We start from the raw sequence: 17,173 nt of genomic DNA, 5'->3' as shown, positions 1-17,173 counted from the left end.
CACGTACTTTCGCGGGAAGATGGCGACCACGGCTCACCAACCGATTTCCCGCCGCTGATCGAGATGCAAGGAGATGCGTCATTTCGCCGCATTCTAGAACGCCCTCGGACTAACAACCGTCGATATAGTCAGCCCGAGTGGCTTGAGCGAAACCATGTCGAAGGGGAACGACCGTGGGCTGGGGCGACTGGTTATTCAATCCAAGCGGCCTGACCCCGCATGGCTTCTGCCTCAGCTGGGAACCGGGCCTGATCGCAACCCATGTGATCGCCGATACGGTCATCGGGCTGGCCTATTTTTCAATTCCGCTGGCGATCGCCGCCTTCGTCGCGCGCCGACCCGATCTGCGGTACGGCTGGGTCGCCTATCTCTTCGTGGCCTTCATCCTGGCGTGCGGCACGACGCACTTCATGGCCATCCTGACCCTTTGGGCGCCCGCCTATGGGCTGGAAGGCGCGATCAAGGTCGCTACGGCGATCCTATCCCTAATGACCGCGGCGGTTCTTTGGCCCCTTGTTCCGCGATTGGCCGCCCTCCCGTCGGCCGAACAGCTGTCGGTGCTCAACGGCCAGCTTTCCGCCCAGGTCGAGACTCAGCGCCAGACGGCTGAACTCCTTGCCCGCAGCCAGTCGGAACTGCGCTCCGCCAATCAGGAGCTGGAGCACCGGGTCGCCGAACGCACCGCCGAATTGCGGGCGACCAACGCGCGCCTGCAAGACGCCCTTGAGGAACAGCTAGCCACCAAGGAAGCCCTCGCCCTCAGCGAGACCCAGTTTCGGGCCAGCTTCGAGGCCGCGGCCGTTGGCAAGGTTCACACCGACCCGATGGACGGCCGGATCATCCGCGCCAACGCCGCCTTCGCCGAGATGCTGGGCTACGACCGCGAAGCGCTCGTTGGCCGCTCGGGATGGGACCTGACCCATCCCGATGACCTGGCCGGGGACCGACAGGCCTATGAGGTCGTGCTCGCCGGCCAGGCGCCCGCCTATGTCCGCGAAAAGCGCTACGTCCGCGCCGATGGTGAGCCGGTGTGGTCTCGCGTTTCAGCCGTCGTCGTTCGAGCGCCCGGGTCCGGCGAGCCCCTGCTCACGGTCGCGGTGATCGAGAACATCGACGCGCGCCGAAAGGCGCAGACCGCGCTGGAGCAGGCCAATGTGGATCTTGGGGCGACCTTGGCGCAACGCGATCTGCTGCTGCGCGAGGTCTATCACCGGGTCAAGAACAACCTGCAGATCATCGACAGCCTGTTGCTGATGCAGTCTCGACGCCTCGGTGATCCCGAGGCCAAAGCCGCCCTCTCGGCGCTGCGCAGCCGCGTCTACGCCCTGGGACTGGTGCACCACCAGTTGATGGGATCCACCGACCTGAAGACCTTCGACATCGGCCCGTTTTTGGAGGTTCTCTCGCGCCATGTCGTGCAAGCCAATGGCGGTAGCGGCATCAACCTCTCGGTCGAGGCCGAGCCCCTGACCGTAGGCCTCGACTTCGCCATTCCGCTCGGCCTGATCGTGACCGAACTGGTCACCAACGCCTTGAAGCATGCGTTCGTGACGGATAGCGGACGTATCGAGGTTGCGCTCAGAATGATCGACGACACTCAGGTGCTGCTGACCGTCCAGGATGATGGCAGGGGCCTAGACACGCCGAAGTCCGGCGACGGGGGAACTTCTTTGGGGACGACCATTATCAACGGCTTGGTGGCGCAACTGCGGGGCAGCGTGATGATCCATGACGAGGGCGGCGTTCGCGTCGAGGTGAGGCTTCCCGCGCCGGTGTTGCGATGAGCGATCTGCAAGATTGCGTCCTGATCGTCGACGACGAGTTCTTGATCGCCGAAGGACTGCGCATGCAGATCGAAGACATCGGCCTCGTCGTCTGCGCCACCGCGGCCAGCGCCGACGAAGCGATCGCGCTGGCCCAAGCGCATCGCCCCAGGATCGTCCTGATGGACATGCGGTTGCTGGGCGAGAAGGATGGTGTCGACGCCTCGCTCGCCATCCACGAGACGGTCGGATCCAATGTCATCTTCGTGACCGGATCGCGCGAGCCTTCGACGATCGAGCGCATCAACACCGATCATCCGGCTGGCGTTCTCTTCAAACCGGTAGCCGACGGCGAACTACGCCAAATGGTCGAAAAGGTTCTGGCGCTGGATGCCTAGTCGCCGCTGTCGGCGTCCGCGGCGCGGAAGGACCGCGTAGTCTCCGCCCCCCCGAAGTCATCGAGTTGACGCCTGTTATCCGTCGCACGGATCAGGCCAGCACGCGCCCTACGTTGCGACGATCGCTCCGCCATCAAGTGACAACAAGATCCAGGCAAATACTCTAAAGAACTCTTCAAGCCAAAGTCATGCGGACAAGTTATCCGTAATCTAAATTCCACGGCGCGCCTAACCAAACCACACCCGCGCAACTACAGGTTCATTGCTCAAAATGAGAAGCTAAGACGCCGCCATTAGTAAGTAATTTAGCCTATGCAATCGATTCTCCCGATGTTGCATAGAGTCGAGAACTTGAATGAATTTGCGTATATCGGGCGCTTTGACCTTGTTTGGCGTGGTCCTGCTAGCGGGCGTGCTCCTCGTCACGGGCATGGCCTGGTTGACGATAAACGAGGTCCGGATCGGTGGCCCGCTCTACCGCAAGGTCTCCGCCAGCAAGGATTTTATCGCCGACGTCCTGCCGCCGCCGCTGTATGTCATCGAAAGCTATCTCGACGCCAAGTCCCTGGCGGCTCAACCCAACGCCGCCGAAGCCGCGCGCGTTCGAGGCGACCTTAAGCGACTGACCGAGGCGTATGATCAGCGGCTGACCTATTGGCGTGGTCAACCGATGGACGCCCAGGCGCGAGATCTGTTGTTTGGCGAAAGCGACCGGACCGCCCGCCGGGTGCTTGCGCAAGCCAATCTCCTCGTCGCCGCGGTCACGCAGAATGACATCCCCGCCGCTCGCGCGGCGGAGTCCGGGTTGGACAGCGCCTATGCTTTACATCGCGCGGCGATCGATCGGCTCGTGCCAATCATCACCGAAGACGGCGCGCGCGTCGAAGCCCAGGCTCACGCGACACAGGGCAGGCAGATGATGATCATGGCCGGCCTCTGCGCCGCCCTGATCCTGGTGATCTTCAGCGGCGTGGCCATCTTCCGACGTCGGGTCATCAGACCCGTCGAGGCGATCACCGACTATATGGGCGCTTTGGCCGAGGGGAACTACGACCGCGAAGTCCCCCTCGCTTCGCGGGCGGACGAGCTGGGCCTCATGGCCAAGTCGGTCGCGATCTTCCGCGAGGGCGTGCTCGAACGTCGTAGCCTGCGACAGGATCAGGACCTCGCCAAAGCCCGCGCGGAAGAGGCGCAGGCCGCCAGCGACGCCGAACGGCGTACGCGCGAAGCCGAACGTCGAGCGGCCATGGACAGCCTCGCTGACGGCCTGGAGCGGCTGGCGGCCGGGGACGTCGGGCATCGCATCGAGACCACCTTCGCCGCCGACTACGAACGATTGCGAGCCGATTTCAACGCCACCGCCGAAGGCCTTGCCGCGGCCCTTGGGGCTATTGGTCAGGCCGCGGCGGGCGTCGACGCCGGTTCGGCCGAGATCACGAGCGCCGCCGATGACCTTTCGCGCCGTACCGAACAGCAGGCCGCGAGCCTCGAAGAGACTGCCGCGGCTCTGGATCAGATCACGCTGACGGTTCGCCAAACCGCGGAGGGCGCTGGACGCACCAACGCCATCGTCGCCCAGACGCGACGCGAAGCTGAAGAGACCGAAGCGGCCGTCGCCCAGGCTGTCCACGCTGTCGGGGAGATCGAGACCTCCTCGGCGCAAATCAGCACGATCATCGGAGTGATCGACGAGATCGCATTTCAGACCAATCTCCTGGCGCTCAACGCCGGGGTGGAAGCCGCCCGGGCTGGTGAGGCCGGCCGCGGGTTCGCGGTCGTCGCTCAGGAGGTCAGGGGCCTGGCTCAGCGCTCGGCGGAGGCCGCCCGCGAGATCAAGGGACTGATCCTGGTCGCCTCGAACAGGGTTTCGGAAGGCGTGGCGCTGGTCGATCGCAGCGGCCAGTCGTTGTCTCGGATTCTGGACAGGGTGACCGAGATCTCCACGCTGGTCTCGGAGATTTCCAGCTCGGCCCAGGAGCAGGCCACGGGCCTGAACCAGGTCAACGTCGCCGTGAATCAGATGGACCAGATGACTCAGCAGAACGCCGCGATGGTCGAAGAGACCACCGCGGCCGCACATGCCCTCAAGACGGAATCAGCGCGCTTGGCCACGTTGGTGGCCAAGTTCCGCGGCGCGGGCGAGCAGCCAGCGAAACGTCCGCGCGCCGTTGATCGGCCGACTTGGCGGGCCAGCGCGTGAAAAACCAGCAGTGGACGGCCAGACGACGGGGCGGCGCCCCTGTCGCGGCCAGAAGGGTGACGAGATGAGCGGCGCCGACCAACGCCTGAGTGACCTGACGTTCAGCGCCAGCGATCTGGTCAAGCTGATGGCGGCCACCTATCTGCCGTTGTGCGATGAGCTGGAGGCCGGAGGCTTTCTCGACCGCGGCAAGCTCGCCGACGCGATGGGGCTCTATGTGCCCGCGGGCGAAATTAGCTCGAGCGCGGCGCTGGTCGCGGCCCTTCAGACGGTTTTGCGTCGGCCACGGCCTGACGAGACCGTCGAGCCGTCGGCGCCATTGGCGAACACGGCCACGGATGTCGTTCTGCGCGTGATCCGCGGTGGCCGCCAAGACCTCCCGCCGCGCGGCGGCGTCTAGTCGGGCGTCGCCTCGGCATCGGCGATCAGTACGTGAGCGAGCGAGATCGCCAGGACCGCCCACGACGCCTCGCGTTCATGGCCCAGGCGCGCGAGGATACGGGCCGACAGCGTATTGGCGTCGATCGCGCCAGCCTCGCGCAAGGCGCGGCATAGCGGCAAATAGGCGCTAGCGAACACCCGCACGACATCGTCGCTGGCGAAGGCGGGGACGCCCGGCCCGGCCGCGCCGACCTCGAGACTCACCGTTGAAGGCGGCGGATCGCCTGAAGGGCGGGCGTCGCCTGGCGTTTCAGACTGAGCAGAAAGACCAGGGTCAGACCCAAGGCCACGAAACACGCCGGGCAATGACCCGCCAATGACAGAACATCGGAACGCGCGCTGCACAACGGCCCCGCGGTCAAGCGCGGCAGGGCTTGAAGGAAGGCCATGCTCCACGCGCCGAGCGCGGCAAGGCCCGCGACTGGCGTAAGCAAGCCTCGCGGCGGGACAATGTTGGCCGGCATGAAGTCTCTCCTAGACCAGAACGGCATGGTGCGCCTCGCGGCAAGGCTTGGCTTTGACAACGATCAAAGCCCATCCGCCCCAGGCGTGACACCCAATGGACAAGGTTCGCCGCTCGGAGTCCGCATGTCCGCCCCGTCTACAATCAACACCGGCCCGCCCGCGGGATCGGCCGCCCTTCTTGTCTTCTCGGCGGTCGGAGCGTTTCTGGCCATCCTCGCCGCCGGCCTGACGCAGGATCCAATCTTCCGGATGCAGATCGCGACCTTCGCCCTGGCCGGGGTCGTCGCCGCCTTTGTCCTGAGTGGCGGCCTCGCCGGCGGGAGCCTTCGCGATCACCCCGACCAGTACGCCGACAACGTGATCAAGGCGGGCGTGATCGCCACCCTGTTCTGGGCGGCCGCCGGCCTACTGGCGGGCGTCCTGATCGCCGCCCAGCTCTCCTGGCCCAGGATCTTCTACTTCCCGGAGGCCGGCTGGCTGAACTTCGGCCGGCTGCGGCCGCTGCATACCTCGGCGGTGATCTTCGCCTTCGGCGGCAACGCCCTGATCGCCACGTCCTTCTGGGTCGTGCAGCGCACCTGCAAGGCGCGGCTGGCCGGCGGCATCGCGCCGTGGTTCGTGTTCTGGGGCTATCAGCTGTTCATCGTGCTCGCCGCGACCGGCTACCTGATGGGCGCGACCCAGGGCAAGGAATACGCCGAGCCCGAATGGTACACCGATCTTTGGCTGACGATCGTCTGGGTCGCCTATCTGCTGGTCTTCCTGGGCACGATCTGGAAGCGCAAGGAACCCCACATCTACGTGGCCAACTGGTTCTACCTGGCGTTCATCGTCACCGTCGCCCTGCTGCACCTGGTCAACAACGCCGCCATCCCGGTTGGCCCCTTGGACCACAAGTCCTACGGTGTCTTCTCCGGCGTCCAGGACGCCCTCGTGCAGTGGTGGTACGGCCACAACGCCGTCGGCTTCTTCCTGACCGCCGGCTTCCTGGCCATGATGTACTACTTCGTGCCCAAGCGCGTGGAACGGCCGGTCTACAGCTACCGCCTGTCGATCGTGCACTTCTGGGCCCTGATCTTCATCTACATCTGGGCGGGTCCGCACCACCTGCACTACACGGCGCTGCCGCAGTGGGCCCAGACCCTGGGCATGACGTTCTCGATCATGCTGTGGATGCCGTCCTGGGGCGGCATGATCAACGGCCTGATGACCCTGTCTGGGGCGTGGGACAAGCTCCGGACCGACCCCGTGGTCCGGATGATGGTCGTCTCGATCGCCTTTTACGGCATGAGCACCTTCGAAGGCCCGGTGATGTCGATCCGCGCGGTCAACGCGCTCAGCCACTACACCGACTGGACCATCGGCCACGTGCACTCTGGCGCGCTGGGCTGGGTCGGCTTCATCAGCTTCGGCGCGATCTACTGCCTGGTGCCGTGGCTGTGGAAGAAGAAGGATATGTATTCGACCAAGCTGATCGAGTGGCACTTCTGGATCGCGACCACCGGCATCCTGCTCTACATCGCCGCGATGTGGGTGTCGGGCATCATGGAAGGCCTGATGTGGCGCGAATACACGCCGCAAGGCTTCCTCGCCTACAGCTTCATCGAGACCGTATCGGCCAAGCACATCGAAAACGTCATCCGCACCGTCGGGGGCCTGATGTACCTGACCGGCGCGCTGATCATGATCGTCAACGTCTGGAAGACGATCGCCTCACCCTCCGCTGAACCGGCCGCCAACACGGCCGCTCCCGCCACCGCGATCGCCTGAGGCCACCCATGTCCGTCTGGAAGCATCACGCCAAGTTCGAGCGGCATTCGCTGCTGCTGATCATAGGCATCCTCGTGGTCGTCTCGATCGGCGGCCTGGTCGAGATCGCGCCATTGTTCTGGCTGCAGGGCACCATCGAGAAGGTGCAGGGCGTTCGTCCCTACACCCCGCTGGAGCTCACGGGCCGCGACATCTATGTCCGCGAAGGCTGCTATCTGTGCCACTCGCAGATGATCCGCCCGCTGCGCGACGAGGTCGAGCGCTACGGCCACTACAGCCTGGCCGCCGAGAGCATGTACGACCATCCGTTCCAATGGGGGTCCAAGCGCACTGGGCCCGATCTGGCCCGGGTTGGCGGCAAATATTCCGACGCCTGGCACCGCGACCACCTGATCGACCCGCGCTCGGTGGTGCCGGAGTCGGTTATGCCGCCTTACAAGTTCCTGGCCGAGAAGGACCTGGACTACGGCGATATCGTCGATCGGATGAAGGTGCTGCGCGCCGAGGGCGTGCCCTACACGGCAGACCAGCTGACAAACGCCAAGAAGGATCTGGAGGCCCAGACCGATCCGTACTCGACCGACGCGGTGGCCCTGCGCGACCGCTATGGAGCCAAGGTCGCCAACCGCGACTTCGACGGCGATCTCAACCGGATCACCGAGATGGACGCCCTGGTGGCCTATCTGCAGATGCTCGGCGCCCAGGTCGACTTCAAGTCCTACAAGGCCCAGGCCCCGGAGAACCAGCGATGAGCCAGCTCTCCTACGAGACCGTGGCGCGCTTCGCCCAGCAGGGAGGGCTGATCTACTTCGGCCTGATCTTCCTGGCCGGAGTCGCCTACGCCCTGCGGCCTTCCAAGAAGGCCGAATTCCAACACGCCGCGCGTATGCCGCTGGATGACGAGGAGCTCTCCTGATGGCTTCCGAACGCAATACCGATGACGTCACCGGCGTCGAGACCACCGGCCATGAGTGGGACGGCATCCGCGAACTGGACAATCCGCTGCCGCGCTGGTGGCTGTGGGTCTGGTACGGCTGTATCGCTTTCGCGGTCGGCTACTGGGTGCTGATGCCGGCCTGGCCGGGAATTCACGGCTACACCAAGGGCCTGCTGGGCCAATCCGATCGGGTGGCGGTCAGCAAGGAGCTGAAGGCGCTGGACCTGCAGCGTGGGGCGGGAGCCGCCCAGTTGCGCACCGCCAGCCTGGAGCAGATCGAGAAGGATCCCAAGCTGCAGGCCTACGCTCAGCAGGTCGGCCAGTCGGTGTTCGGCGACAACTGCGCCACCTGCCACGGCATCGGCGGCACCGGGAGCAAGGGTTATCCGAACCTGCGCGACGACGTCTGGCTTTGGGGCGGCAAGCTGGAGGACATCCAGTACACCATCACCCACGGCGTGCGAACGGGCGCCGACGGCGCGCGGTTGTCCCAGATGCCTGCCTACGGCCGCGACGAACTGCTCAAGCCCGAGCAGATCGACGACCTGACCGAGTATGTCGTCCACCTGTCCGGCCGCCCGGCGGACACTGGCGCCATCGCCCGCGCCAAGCCGATCTTCGAGACCCAGTGCGCCGCCTGCCATGGCCTGGAAGGCAAGGGTGACCAGAACCTCGGCGCGCCGAACATGACCGATAGCGAGTGGCTCTATGGCGCTGACCGCGCCGCGATCCGGGGCCAGATCTTCGCCGGCAACGGCGGCGTCATGCCGACCTGGCAAGGCCGCATGAGCCCCGAAACGATCAAAGCCCTCTCGGTCTACATCCACGCCAACGCCGGCGATCAGTAGGTCCATGCCCACGCTCATCGACAACACGCGCCCAAAGCCCGAGGCCCGCCCCGCGGTCTCGGCCGCCGCGCGGGCAAAGGGCAAGGGCGGCGCGGACGGCGGGCTCTACAAGCCGCGAGAGCCGATCTATCCCAAGCTGGTTCACGGGCGGTGGCGGACCGTCAAATGGGCGCTGCTGATCGTCACCCTGGCGATCTACTACGTCACGCCTTGGCTGCGCTGGCGCAGGCCGGAGGGCTTTCCGCAGCAGGCGGCCCTGGTCGATTTCACCGGCCGCCGCTTTTACTTCTTCGACATCCAGCTCTGGCCCCAGGAAGTCTACATCTTCACGGGCTTGCTGATCGCCGCCGCACTGGCCCTGTTCCTCGTGACGGCGCTGTTTGGCCGCCTGTGGTGTGGCTACGCCTGCCCGCAGACCGTCTGGACCGATCTCTACATCGTGGTCGAGCGCCTGTTCGAAGGCGACCGCAACGCGCGCATGCGCCTGGACGCCGCCCCGTGGTCGTTCGACAAGCTCTGGCGCAAGACCGGCAAGCATCTGACCTGGCTGGGCATAGCCTTTGGCACTGGCGGGGCGTGGATCTTCTACTTCCATGACGCTCCGACCCTGATCCGCACTTTCTGGATCGGCCAGGCCCCGGCCACGGCCTATGTCTCCTGCGCCCTGCTGACGGCGACCACCTACGTGTTCGCTGGCTGGATGCGCGAACAGGTCTGCACCTACATGTGCCCATGGCCCCGGATCCAGGGCGCCATGCTCGACCAGCACTCGTTGCAGGTGACCTATCTGCGCGACCGGGGCGAGCCGCGTGGCGCCCACAAGAAGGGCCAGGGCTGGGAGGGCCGCGGCGACTGCATCGACTGCCGCCAGTGCGTGGTGGTTTGCCCGATGGGGATCGACATCCGCGACGGCAGCCAGCTTGAGTGCATCAACTGCGGCCTCTGCGTCGATGCTTGCGACGAGATTCTTGGCAAACTCGACCGGCCGACCGGGCTGATCGCCTACGACACCGACGCCGCCGTCGCCGCTCGGGCCTGCGGTCGGAAAGCGGCCTACAAGCCGATCCGCTCACGCACCGTCTACTACGCCTTCGCCCTGTCGGTCGTGGGGGGGCTGACGCTCTGGTCTCTGGCGACACGCCCGAAGGCCGATCTCCATGTGATCCGCGATCGCAACCCGATCTTCGTGCGTCTGCACGACGGCGCCGTGCGCGACGGCTACACGCTGAAGATCACCAATCGCACCTTCGTTGATCGTCGCTTCGAGGTGGCCTTCCAGGGCGTGGCCGGCGCGCGTCTGTCCCAGCCGGGCGGCGGCCATGTCGCCATCATCGTGCCGGCCGATCAGGTGGCCTCGCTCCGGGTGTTCGTCACCGTCCCGCCCGCTGGCGAGCGCGACGCCAGCCTTCCTGGCCGCTTCCTCGTCCATGCGGACGGGATCCGCGCCGAGGCCAAGACCGTCTTCCTCTCCGGAGCCGCGAACCCGCAATGACCTCCGCCTCGTCCGCCGCCAAGCCCATTACAGGCTGGCACGTGCTGATCGCCGTCGTGGCGTTCTTCGCCGTGGTGATCGGCGTCGACACGCTGTTCATGATCAAGGCCTACGGCACCTTCTCGGGCGAGGTCGCCTCCAACCCCTACGAGGCGGGCCTGGCCTTCAACAAGACCCTCGCCCAGCGCCAGCGCGAGGCGGCCCTGGGCTGGACGGCCTCGGTCGAGAAGGCCGATGACGACATGATCGTGGTCCGGGTCGTCGACAAGGCCGGCGCGCCGCTAGACCGGCTGTCCCTGACCGGCGTCTTGGAGCGCCCCGCCACCGAGACCGGGCGCCAGACCCTGGATTTCAAGCCGCTGGGCGGTGGTCGCTACCGGACCCGCGCTCGCCTGGATGGCGCCTGGGACCTGCGGGCCACGGCGCGCAACGGTCGCGACGTCTTCGAGCTGGAAACGCGCCTGCTGGAGCCGGTCAAATGAGCGCCAGCCTGACCCTTGACCGTGACCTGGAGGCGTTCGTCCGCCGCGACGAGGCCGGGCGAGGACGGCTCGAACTCTTGGTGAGCGGCGCCCGCTGCGCCGCCTGCATCCGTAAGATCGAGACCGCTGTCGCCGACCTGCCCGGCGTCGCCGGCGCCCGCCTGAACCTGACCACCGGCAAGCTCGCCGTCGAACTGACCGGCCACGAGGCCCATCCAGAACGCGTGGTCGAGACGGTCGAGGGCCTCGGCTACCGCGCCTGCCTGTTCGATCCGGCCGAGGCCGTGGCGGCGATAGACCGAGAGGGCCGCGAGCTGGCCGTGGCGCTGGGCGTCGCCGGCTTCGGGGCTGGCAATGTCATGATGTTCACGGTCCCGGCCTGGGCGGGCTTGTTCGGCCAGGAGCTGACGCCGGCGACCCTGACCTTGATGTACTGGATGGCCGCGATCGTCGCGACGCCCTGCGCGCTGTTCGCCGGGCGACCGTTCTTCCGTTCGGCCTGGGCTTCGCTGAAGCGCGGCAAGGCCAATATGGACGTGCCGATCTCGATCGGCGTGATCCTGACCTTGGTCGTCAGCTTCTCCGAAACGATGCTGCGCGGCCGGCACGCCTATTTCGACGCCGCCGTCACCTTGCTGTTCCTGCTGTTGATCGGCCGGTATCTGGACCATCGCCTGCGCGCCAACGCCCGCTCGGCGGCGCGCGACCTGCTGGCCCTGCAGACGCCGGTGGCGGTGCGCCTATCGGGCGAGGCCGAGCACGGCGTCCCGGTGGCCGAGATCGTCGTCGGTGACCGACTGGTGGTCGCGCCGGGCGACCGTATCCCCGTCGATGGCCATGTCGAGGCTGGCCGGTCCGAGATCGACAACGCCCTGATCACGGGCGAGACGGCCCTGAGCCCCGTCACGATCGGCGCGCGCCTCCACGCCGGCGCCCTGAACCTGTCCGGCCGTCTGGTCATGACCGCGACGGCGCGCAGCGAGGACTCCACCGTGGCGGCTATCGCCCGCCTGATGGAGGCCGGCGCCCAGACCCGCTCGGCCTATGTGCGCCTGGCCGACAAGGCCGCCGCGCTGTACGTGCCGGTCGTCCACACCGTCGCGGCCGCGACCTTTGTCGGCGGTTGGGCCCTGGGCCTGGGCCCACGCGAGGCGCTGCTGCGGGCGGCGGCGGTGCTGATCGTCACCTGTCCTTGCGCCCTGGGCCTGGCCGCGCCCGCCGTCCAGATCGCCGCCAGCAGCCGGCTTTTCCGCAAGGGCGTACTGGTCAAGTCCGGCGCGGCTCTGGAACGCCTAGCCGAGGTCGACCACGTCGTCTTCGACAAGACCGGGGTGCTGACCGAAGGTCGGCCGCGCCTGATCGATGCGCCGGCCCACCTGGTCGCCCTGGCCGCGCCCCTGGCCCGCGCCTCGCGTCATCCGCTGGCCAAGGCCCTGGTCGCGCAAGCCGGCGCTGGCCCTGTCGCCGCCGACTGTATCGAGACAGCCGGGCAAGGCGTCGAGGGTGTCATCGACGGCCGGCGCGCGCGCCTGGGCCGCGCCGCCTTCGTCGGGATCAAGGACGACGACGCGCGTGAGACCGAACTGTGGTTTGGCTTCGAGGGCGACGTGAAGATCCGCTTCGTGTTCGAGGACCAGCCCCGCGTCGACGCCGCCGACGCCATCGCCCGGCTGCGCGGCATGGGCCTGTCGGTGGAGATCCTGTCTGGCGACCTCGCAGGCCCCGTGCGCGACATCGCCCGCGCCGTCGGCGTCGATGATTGGCGCGCGGGGCTGACGCCGTTCGACAAGGCCGCGCTCGTCGACGGTCTCGGGGCGCGGGGCCGCAAGGTGCTGATGGTCGGCGACGGCCTCAACGATGCGGCCGCCTTGGCCAAGGCCCATGCCTCGATGGCGCCCGGCGCGGCGGTCGACGCCGCCCAGAACGCCGCCGACCTGGTCTTCACCGGAGAGGATCTCACCGCGGTGGCCGAGGCGATCGACACCGCCCGTTCGGCCCGCCGCCGAGCGCTGGAGAACTTCGGCTTCTCGGCGCTCTACAATGTCGTGGCCATGCCGGCGGCAATGGCCGGCCTGGTCAACCCGTTCATCGCGGCGCTGGCCATGTCGGGCTCGTCGATCGTGGTGTTGCTGAATGCCGCCCGACCTAGACTGGGGCGGTCGCGCCTGAGTAGGCGGTCATGAATATCGTCCTCTTCCTGGCCCCGGCCTCGATCGGCCTGGGGGCCATCGGCCTGTTGGCCTTTTTCTGGACGATGCGTTCGGGCCAGTACGACGACCCCAAGGGCGACGCCGCCCGCATCCTCTACGACCATCTCGACGAAAAGCCGCCCGCCGATCCGCTCTGAATGCGGATACAATGACTCTTGGCGAACGCTTAGGCCGCCAAGCCCGTCGCCGGCAAACGGGCTCGCGTGAGCGTGAACCGGCGCGACCCGTCCAGGGCCACCACACCGTCATGCTGCAACTGGGTGAGCATCCGTGAGACGGTTTCGATCGTGAGACCGAGATAGTCGGCGATATCCTGACGACACATCGGGAGGCTGGCCCACGTCCCCTCGCTTCGCCGGGCGATCTGGGCCAGGAAAAAAGCCACCTTCTCATAGGCGTTGTACCGGGCCAAAATCACCATGCGCGCCTGGGTTTGCTCCAGTTGCTGGCTGGTGACGGTCCAGATCAGGCGCTCGACGAGCGCACGGTCAATCGAAGTGGCCAAGGCCTGACGTCTGACGTGCTGGATCTCGCAGTCGGTTAGCGCCTCGGCCGCGTGGCTGTGCGTGACGCCCAAGGCCAAGCCGAACATGTCGCCCGGAAAATAGAACTCGCTGACCTGCCGACGGCCGTCGGCGAACAGACGGATGCTGCGCACGACGCCCCTGGCCACGCGGTAGTAGCCGGTAGCCCCGCTTTCCTGAGCGAAAATTTCGTCACCCGACCGAACCCGCGTCGTTCGCGCCATGCGATCGAAAGCGGCCTGCGCGGCGAGATCGGCGGATGGCGCGACGCCCGAACAGAGCAACAACTGGAACGGCATGACTTTCCCCAAAAGCTTGGCCGAAGCTTAGAGACGGCGCCACCGCGCGTTCCATTAGGGAACTTACCTAGTCCAACTCATTTCGGAGCCTTGCCGCCGCGATAAATTCGCGCGGACGCGACTTGAGAAGCAAAAGCAAAAATCGGCGAACTGGAGACGTAAGGTCTTGTGAACTCGATCATTAGATCTGGTCCAACCGCGGAATTCGACCTGTCATTGCTGCATGATCAACTCAGTGCGACCGATTGTCCTCTTAAGTAATTCTCCGAAGTGCGATCCTGCCCTGGGCATGGTGACGCTAAAGGATCGCGAGCGCCGCTCGTCGAACCTTGTCCGGCGAAAGGGCTTCGAAAATGCGCGTTCTCCACGTCGACGACGATCAACTGATCCGTGAGCTGATCAAGATCAGCATGGGGCGCGTTGGCGGCCATGATGTCCTGTCCTTTCCGAACGGCCCGGCCGCCCTTGACCATCTGAGAACCCACCCCGTCGACTTGATCATCTCCGACGTGATGATGCCGGATATGAATGGCGCCCAATTCGTTGGCGCTGTGCGCGACGAAGCCCTGTCCGACGCGCCGGTTGTGTTCCTGACCGCCGGGTTCGATCTTCGCACCGGCGCTTTGGAAGCGCTGGCTCCTATCGCCATCCTGGGCAAACCCTTTGACCCGTTCGAACTGCCTGGCGAGATCGACCGCCGGATGACCCACGCCGCGCAGGCGCGTACTTGCCAGGCCTAGGGACGCGTTTGACGGGATCGGAGCCGAGCCGCCGGCAGGATTGATCGCCATCAACAATGGCGCGCGCGATGGCCGGTAGGCTGGCGACTCAGCTCGCCGCCGGAGGCCGACCGTGACGCTCAAACCCGTCGATCTTCTGGCCGCCCAGAGGCTGCCGCTATTTCAGAATCTCGATCCCACCACCTTCGCCCAGCTCATGAACGACGCGGATTTGAGGAGCGTCGCGCGCGGCGTTCAGCTGGTGGCGGAGGGTGAGGTCGCCGACAGTCTCCACATCCTGATCGAAGGGTCGGTGGAGTTGGAAGCCGGTTGGAATGAGCGCCATTCCACCCTGGCTCTCCTGCGCCCGCTCGCGACCATTGCGCTTGCCTCGGTCGTGCTGGAAGCGCCCGCGCTCATGAACGCGCGAACGATCACGCGTTGCAAGGTCTTGACCATGCCAGGAGCGGCCCTGCGTTACGCGGCGCGGCGCGATACGACCTTGGCCTATGGGCTCGCCGAAGAATTGTCCGGCTGCTACAGCAGCGTCGTCCGGGCCTTGAAGAACAACAAGCTGCGCGGCGCGCAAGACAGACTGTCCAACTATCTCCTGGCTCAGCAGACGCGCCAGGGCGGACAGATGGTTTTCAAACTGCCCTGCCAGAAGCGGATCCTGGCGTCCCTGCTGGGCATGACGCCGGAAAACCTGTCGCGCGCCTTCGCCAGCTTGGCCGTTCATGGCGTCACGGTGAACGGCGCCGTCGTCACCCTGGCGCGACGGTCCGCCTTGAGCCGTCTAGCCAAACCCGCCACCATGATCGATGGCGCGTCAGCGCCAGGCCTTGCCAACCTTGGCCAGGCCGAGCGGGAACGCCGGCGTTGCGGTGTCGGCGCGAACGCAGCCGCGTTGACGACCGAGCGATGAGGCTGGCCATCCTGGCGCCCTCGCCGCCCGACGTACGCGGCGATCAGGGTTTTCCCCTAGGGTTCATTCCCAATATCGGCCCCGTCGCGTGGGCTGTTATGGCCCGAGGGCGCGCCAAGTCCCCTGGCCCGCCACCTCCCGCCGCCTGCCCTATCCAGCAGGTTGTCCAACCAGGACCCACGCCATGATCGCCCCGGTGCTCCCCTCCGCCCATCGTGCGTTCGCCGAACGGAACCTGCCTCGATACACCAGCTATCCCACCGCCCTGGCATTCGACAGCGCCCAGGCGGCGACCGCCGAGGCCTGGTTCGGCGCGACCCGGCCCGAGGATCGTCTCTCCGTCTATGTTCACGTCCCCTTCTGCCGCAGGCTCTGTTGGTACTGCGGATGCAATACCTCTGTCGTTCACGACCATGGCCGGGTCGATGCCTTCGTCGGCGTCCTGACGCGGGAAATCGATCTAGTCGCCAATCGTCTCGGCGACCACGCCGGCCTTGCTCACCTCCATTTCGGCGGCGGCAGTCCAAACGCCTTGCGTCCCGAGGACTTCCAAGTCCTTGTCGAGCGACTGAAGGACGCCTTCCGTGTCCGGCCGGGCGCGGAGATCGCCGTCGAGCTCGATCCGGGTCTGTTGTCCCAGGCCTTCATCGAGGCCGCCGGCGCGGCGGGCGTTACGCGCGCAAGCCTTGGCGTCCAAACCTTCGACCCCGAGGTTCAGGCCAGCGTCAACCGTGTCCAGCCGTTCGAGCAAGTGGCCCGCGCGGTCGAGGGTCTGCGCGACGTGGGCGTCTCAGGGCTGAACTTCGATCTGATGTACGGCCTTCCGGGCCAAACCCCGGACAACGTCTTCGCATCCGCCAGCCTGGCCGCCCAGATGCGCCCGGACCGCGTGGCCGTGTTCGGCTACGCCCATGTTCCTTGGATGAAGAAGCATCAGGTGATGATCCGCCAGGCCGATCTGGCGGGCTTGGATGGACGTTGGGCCCAGGCCGAGGCCGCCGACGCGGCGCTGGTCGAGTCGGGCTACGTCCGCATCGGCCTCGACCACTACGCCTTGCCGGAGGATCCGCTCTGCAAAGCCGCCTCCGAGGGCCGCCTTCGACGTAACTTCCAGGGCTATACCGACGATCCCGCGCCCGTCCTGGCGCCCATCGGCCCTTCGTCGATCGGTCAGTTCCGCGACGGCTTCGTTCAGAACCACACGGCGACCGACGCATGGGCGGCGAGGGTCAACCAAGGGCTGTTGCCGCTGAACAAGGCCCTGCCAATCAACGCCGAGGACCGCACGCGCGCGGCCCTGATCGAGCGACTGATGTGCGACATGACCGTCGATGTCGCGATCGTCTGCCGCGATCATGGAACGTCGGAAGAGGATCTCGCCGAGAGTCTGATGGCGATCGATGATCTGGCGCACGCTGGCCTGTGTTCGCGGGAAGGCACGGTCATAACCATCCCCGAGACCTCGCGCCGCTTGATGCGCGTCGTCGCCGCGGCCTTCGACGCGCACCTTCAACAGGCGACAACTCGCCACGCCAGGGCGGTATAGGCGCAGGGCGACCATCCTCGCCCCTCAAAACTAATCAGAATTGCATAGGAGGTAAAAACACCCTGGACTTGCATTATCTCGTTTTGGTGACAATCATCCCAGGCGAGAGGGAGGGGCCATGAAAAATAGCCTTGGCTTGACGTGAGCGGCGACG

General features: G+C 66.2%; 18 protein-coding genes and 2 pseudogenes. 16 read left to right on the top strand and 4 right to left on the bottom strand.

Annotation, left to right across the window (positions count from 1 at the left end; all coding sequences use genetic code 11):
- Positions 1 to 173 precede the first annotated feature (173 nt).
- Positions 174 to 1,784: a sensor histidine kinase gene (locus tag ACW173_RS16890; RefSeq protein WP_492081191.1), complete on the top strand. Its 1,611-nt coding sequence runs from the start codon at positions 174 to 176 to the stop codon at positions 1,782 to 1,784.
- Positions 1,781 to 2,161 (top strand): response regulator, encoded by a 381-nt coding sequence (locus tag ACW173_RS16885; RefSeq protein ID WP_492081189.1) that lies wholly within the window; start codon positions 1,781 to 1,783, stop codon positions 2,159 to 2,161. Before ACW173_RS16890 ends, ACW173_RS16885 begins: the two co-directional genes overlap by 4 nt.
- 403 nt (positions 2,162 to 2,564) lie before the next feature.
- Here ACW173_RS16885 and ACW173_RS16880 read toward each other — a convergent pair whose 3' ends face one another.
- A complete protein-coding gene (locus ACW173_RS16880) occupies positions 2,565 to 2,900 on the bottom strand; it encodes a hypothetical protein (protein WP_492086063.1) in 336 nt (111 codons plus the stop codon).
- On the opposite strand from ACW173_RS16880, the pseudogene ACW173_RS16875 reads away from it, so the two are divergent.
- From ACW173_RS16875 to ACW173_RS16865, 3 genes and pseudogenes are all read left to right on the top strand, one after another.
- Positions 2,832 to 3,275: pseudogene (locus ACW173_RS16875) on the top strand (HAMP domain-containing protein); the annotation flags it as partial. The gene ACW173_RS16880 and the pseudogene ACW173_RS16875 sit on opposite strands and share 69 nt — an antisense overlap.
- Positions 3,276 to 3,509: 234 nt before the next feature.
- Positions 3,510 to 4,361: pseudogene (locus tag ACW173_RS16870) on the top strand (methyl-accepting chemotaxis protein); the annotation flags it as partial.
- 64 nt (positions 4,362 to 4,425) lie between these two features.
- Positions 4,426 to 4,761 (top strand): hypothetical protein, encoded by a 336-nt coding sequence (locus ACW173_RS16865; protein WP_492081188.1) that lies wholly within the window; start codon positions 4,426 to 4,428, stop codon positions 4,759 to 4,761.
- On the opposite strand, the gene ACW173_RS16860 is transcribed toward ACW173_RS16865, so the two are convergent.
- Positions 4,758 to 5,006 (bottom strand): hypothetical protein, encoded by a 249-nt coding sequence (locus tag ACW173_RS16860; RefSeq protein ID WP_492081186.1) that lies wholly within the window; start codon positions 5,004 to 5,006, stop codon positions 4,758 to 4,760. The two genes, ACW173_RS16865 and ACW173_RS16860, sit on opposite strands and share 4 nt — an antisense overlap.
- The gene (locus ACW173_RS16855) at positions 5,003 to 5,266 is read right to left on the bottom strand and encodes a hypothetical protein (RefSeq protein ID WP_492081185.1); all 264 of its coding nucleotides are present in this window, start codon (positions 5,264 to 5,266) and stop codon (positions 5,003 to 5,005) included. Before ACW173_RS16855 ends, ACW173_RS16860 begins: the two co-directional genes overlap by 4 nt.
- Before the next feature lie 124 nt (positions 5,267 to 5,390).
- Here ACW173_RS16855 and ccoN point away from each other — a divergent pair, with 124 nt between their 5' ends.
- Genes ccoN through ccoS form a run of 8 tightly spaced genes read left to right on the top strand, consistent with a single transcriptional unit; the run spans position 5,391 to position 13,143 of the window.
- Positions 5,391 to 7,037 (top strand): cytochrome-c oxidase, cbb3-type subunit I, encoded by a 1,647-nt coding sequence (gene ccoN, locus ACW173_RS16850; protein ID WP_492081183.1) that lies wholly within the window; start codon positions 5,391 to 5,393, stop codon positions 7,035 to 7,037.
- Between the two features lie 8 nt (positions 7,038 to 7,045).
- The gene (gene ccoO, locus ACW173_RS16845) at positions 7,046 to 7,789 is read left to right on the top strand and encodes a cytochrome-c oxidase, cbb3-type subunit II (RefSeq protein WP_492081181.1); all 744 of its coding nucleotides are present in this window, start codon (positions 7,046 to 7,048) and stop codon (positions 7,787 to 7,789) included.
- Complete coding sequence (locus tag ACW173_RS16840; RefSeq protein WP_099578182.1) at positions 7,786 to 7,953, top strand: cbb3-type cytochrome c oxidase subunit 3; 168 nt, start codon at positions 7,786 to 7,788, stop codon at positions 7,951 to 7,953. The genes ccoO and ACW173_RS16840 overlap by 4 nt, the downstream gene beginning before the upstream one ends.
- Positions 7,953 to 8,822 carry a cytochrome-c oxidase, cbb3-type subunit III gene (ccoP, locus tag ACW173_RS16835; protein WP_492081179.1) on the top strand — a complete coding sequence of 290 codons (870 nt, stop codon included), beginning with the start codon at positions 7,953 to 7,955 and terminating at the stop codon, positions 8,820 to 8,822. Before ACW173_RS16840 ends, ccoP begins: the two co-directional genes overlap by 1 nt.
- 4 nt (positions 8,823 to 8,826) lie before the next feature.
- Positions 8,827 to 10,314 carry a cytochrome c oxidase accessory protein CcoG gene (gene ccoG, locus ACW173_RS16830; RefSeq protein ID WP_492081178.1) on the top strand — a complete coding sequence of 496 codons (1,488 nt, stop codon included), beginning with the start codon at positions 8,827 to 8,829 and terminating at the stop codon, positions 10,312 to 10,314.
- Positions 10,311 to 10,796: a FixH family protein gene (locus ACW173_RS16825; protein WP_492081176.1), complete on the top strand. Its 486-nt coding sequence runs from the start codon at positions 10,311 to 10,313 to the stop codon at positions 10,794 to 10,796. Before ccoG ends, ACW173_RS16825 begins: the two co-directional genes overlap by 4 nt.
- On the top strand, positions 10,793 to 12,979 hold the full coding sequence (locus tag ACW173_RS16820) for a heavy metal translocating P-type ATPase (RefSeq protein ID WP_492081174.1): 2,187 nt from the start codon (positions 10,793 to 10,795) through the stop codon (positions 12,977 to 12,979). The genes ACW173_RS16825 and ACW173_RS16820 overlap by 4 nt, the downstream gene beginning before the upstream one ends.
- A complete protein-coding gene (gene ccoS, locus ACW173_RS16815; RefSeq protein WP_492081172.1) occupies positions 12,976 to 13,143 on the top strand; it encodes a cbb3-type cytochrome oxidase assembly protein CcoS in 168 nt (55 codons plus the stop codon). Before ACW173_RS16820 ends, ccoS begins: the two co-directional genes overlap by 4 nt.
- 29 nt (positions 13,144 to 13,172) lie before the next feature.
- On the opposite strand, the gene ACW173_RS16810 is transcribed toward ccoS, so the two are convergent.
- A complete protein-coding gene (locus tag ACW173_RS16810) occupies positions 13,173 to 13,829 on the bottom strand; it encodes a helix-turn-helix domain-containing protein (protein WP_492081170.1) in 657 nt (218 codons plus the stop codon).
- Between the two features lie 353 nt (positions 13,830 to 14,182).
- Between ACW173_RS16810 and ACW173_RS16805 the strand changes: the two genes are divergently transcribed.
- The 3 genes from ACW173_RS16805 (at position 14,183) to hemN (ending at position 17,019) form a co-directional block, all read left to right on the top strand.
- Complete coding sequence (locus tag ACW173_RS16805; protein ID WP_492081169.1) at positions 14,183 to 14,569, top strand: response regulator; 387 nt, start codon at positions 14,183 to 14,185, stop codon at positions 14,567 to 14,569.
- Positions 14,570 to 14,681: 112 nt separating this feature from the next.
- Positions 14,682 to 15,473 (top strand): transcriptional activator FtrB, encoded by a 792-nt coding sequence (gene ftrB, locus ACW173_RS16800; RefSeq protein ID WP_492081167.1) that lies wholly within the window; start codon positions 14,682 to 14,684, stop codon positions 15,471 to 15,473.
- Between the two features lie 184 nt (positions 15,474 to 15,657).
- A complete protein-coding gene (gene hemN / locus ACW173_RS16795) occupies positions 15,658 to 17,019 on the top strand; it encodes an oxygen-independent coproporphyrinogen III oxidase (protein ID WP_492081166.1) in 1,362 nt (453 codons plus the stop codon).
- Positions 17,020 to 17,173: the final 154 nt, after the last annotated feature.

This window comes from Caulobacter sp. ALps2, assembly GCF_058681635.1.
This window is presented reverse-complemented; position numbering and strand designations above follow the sequence as displayed.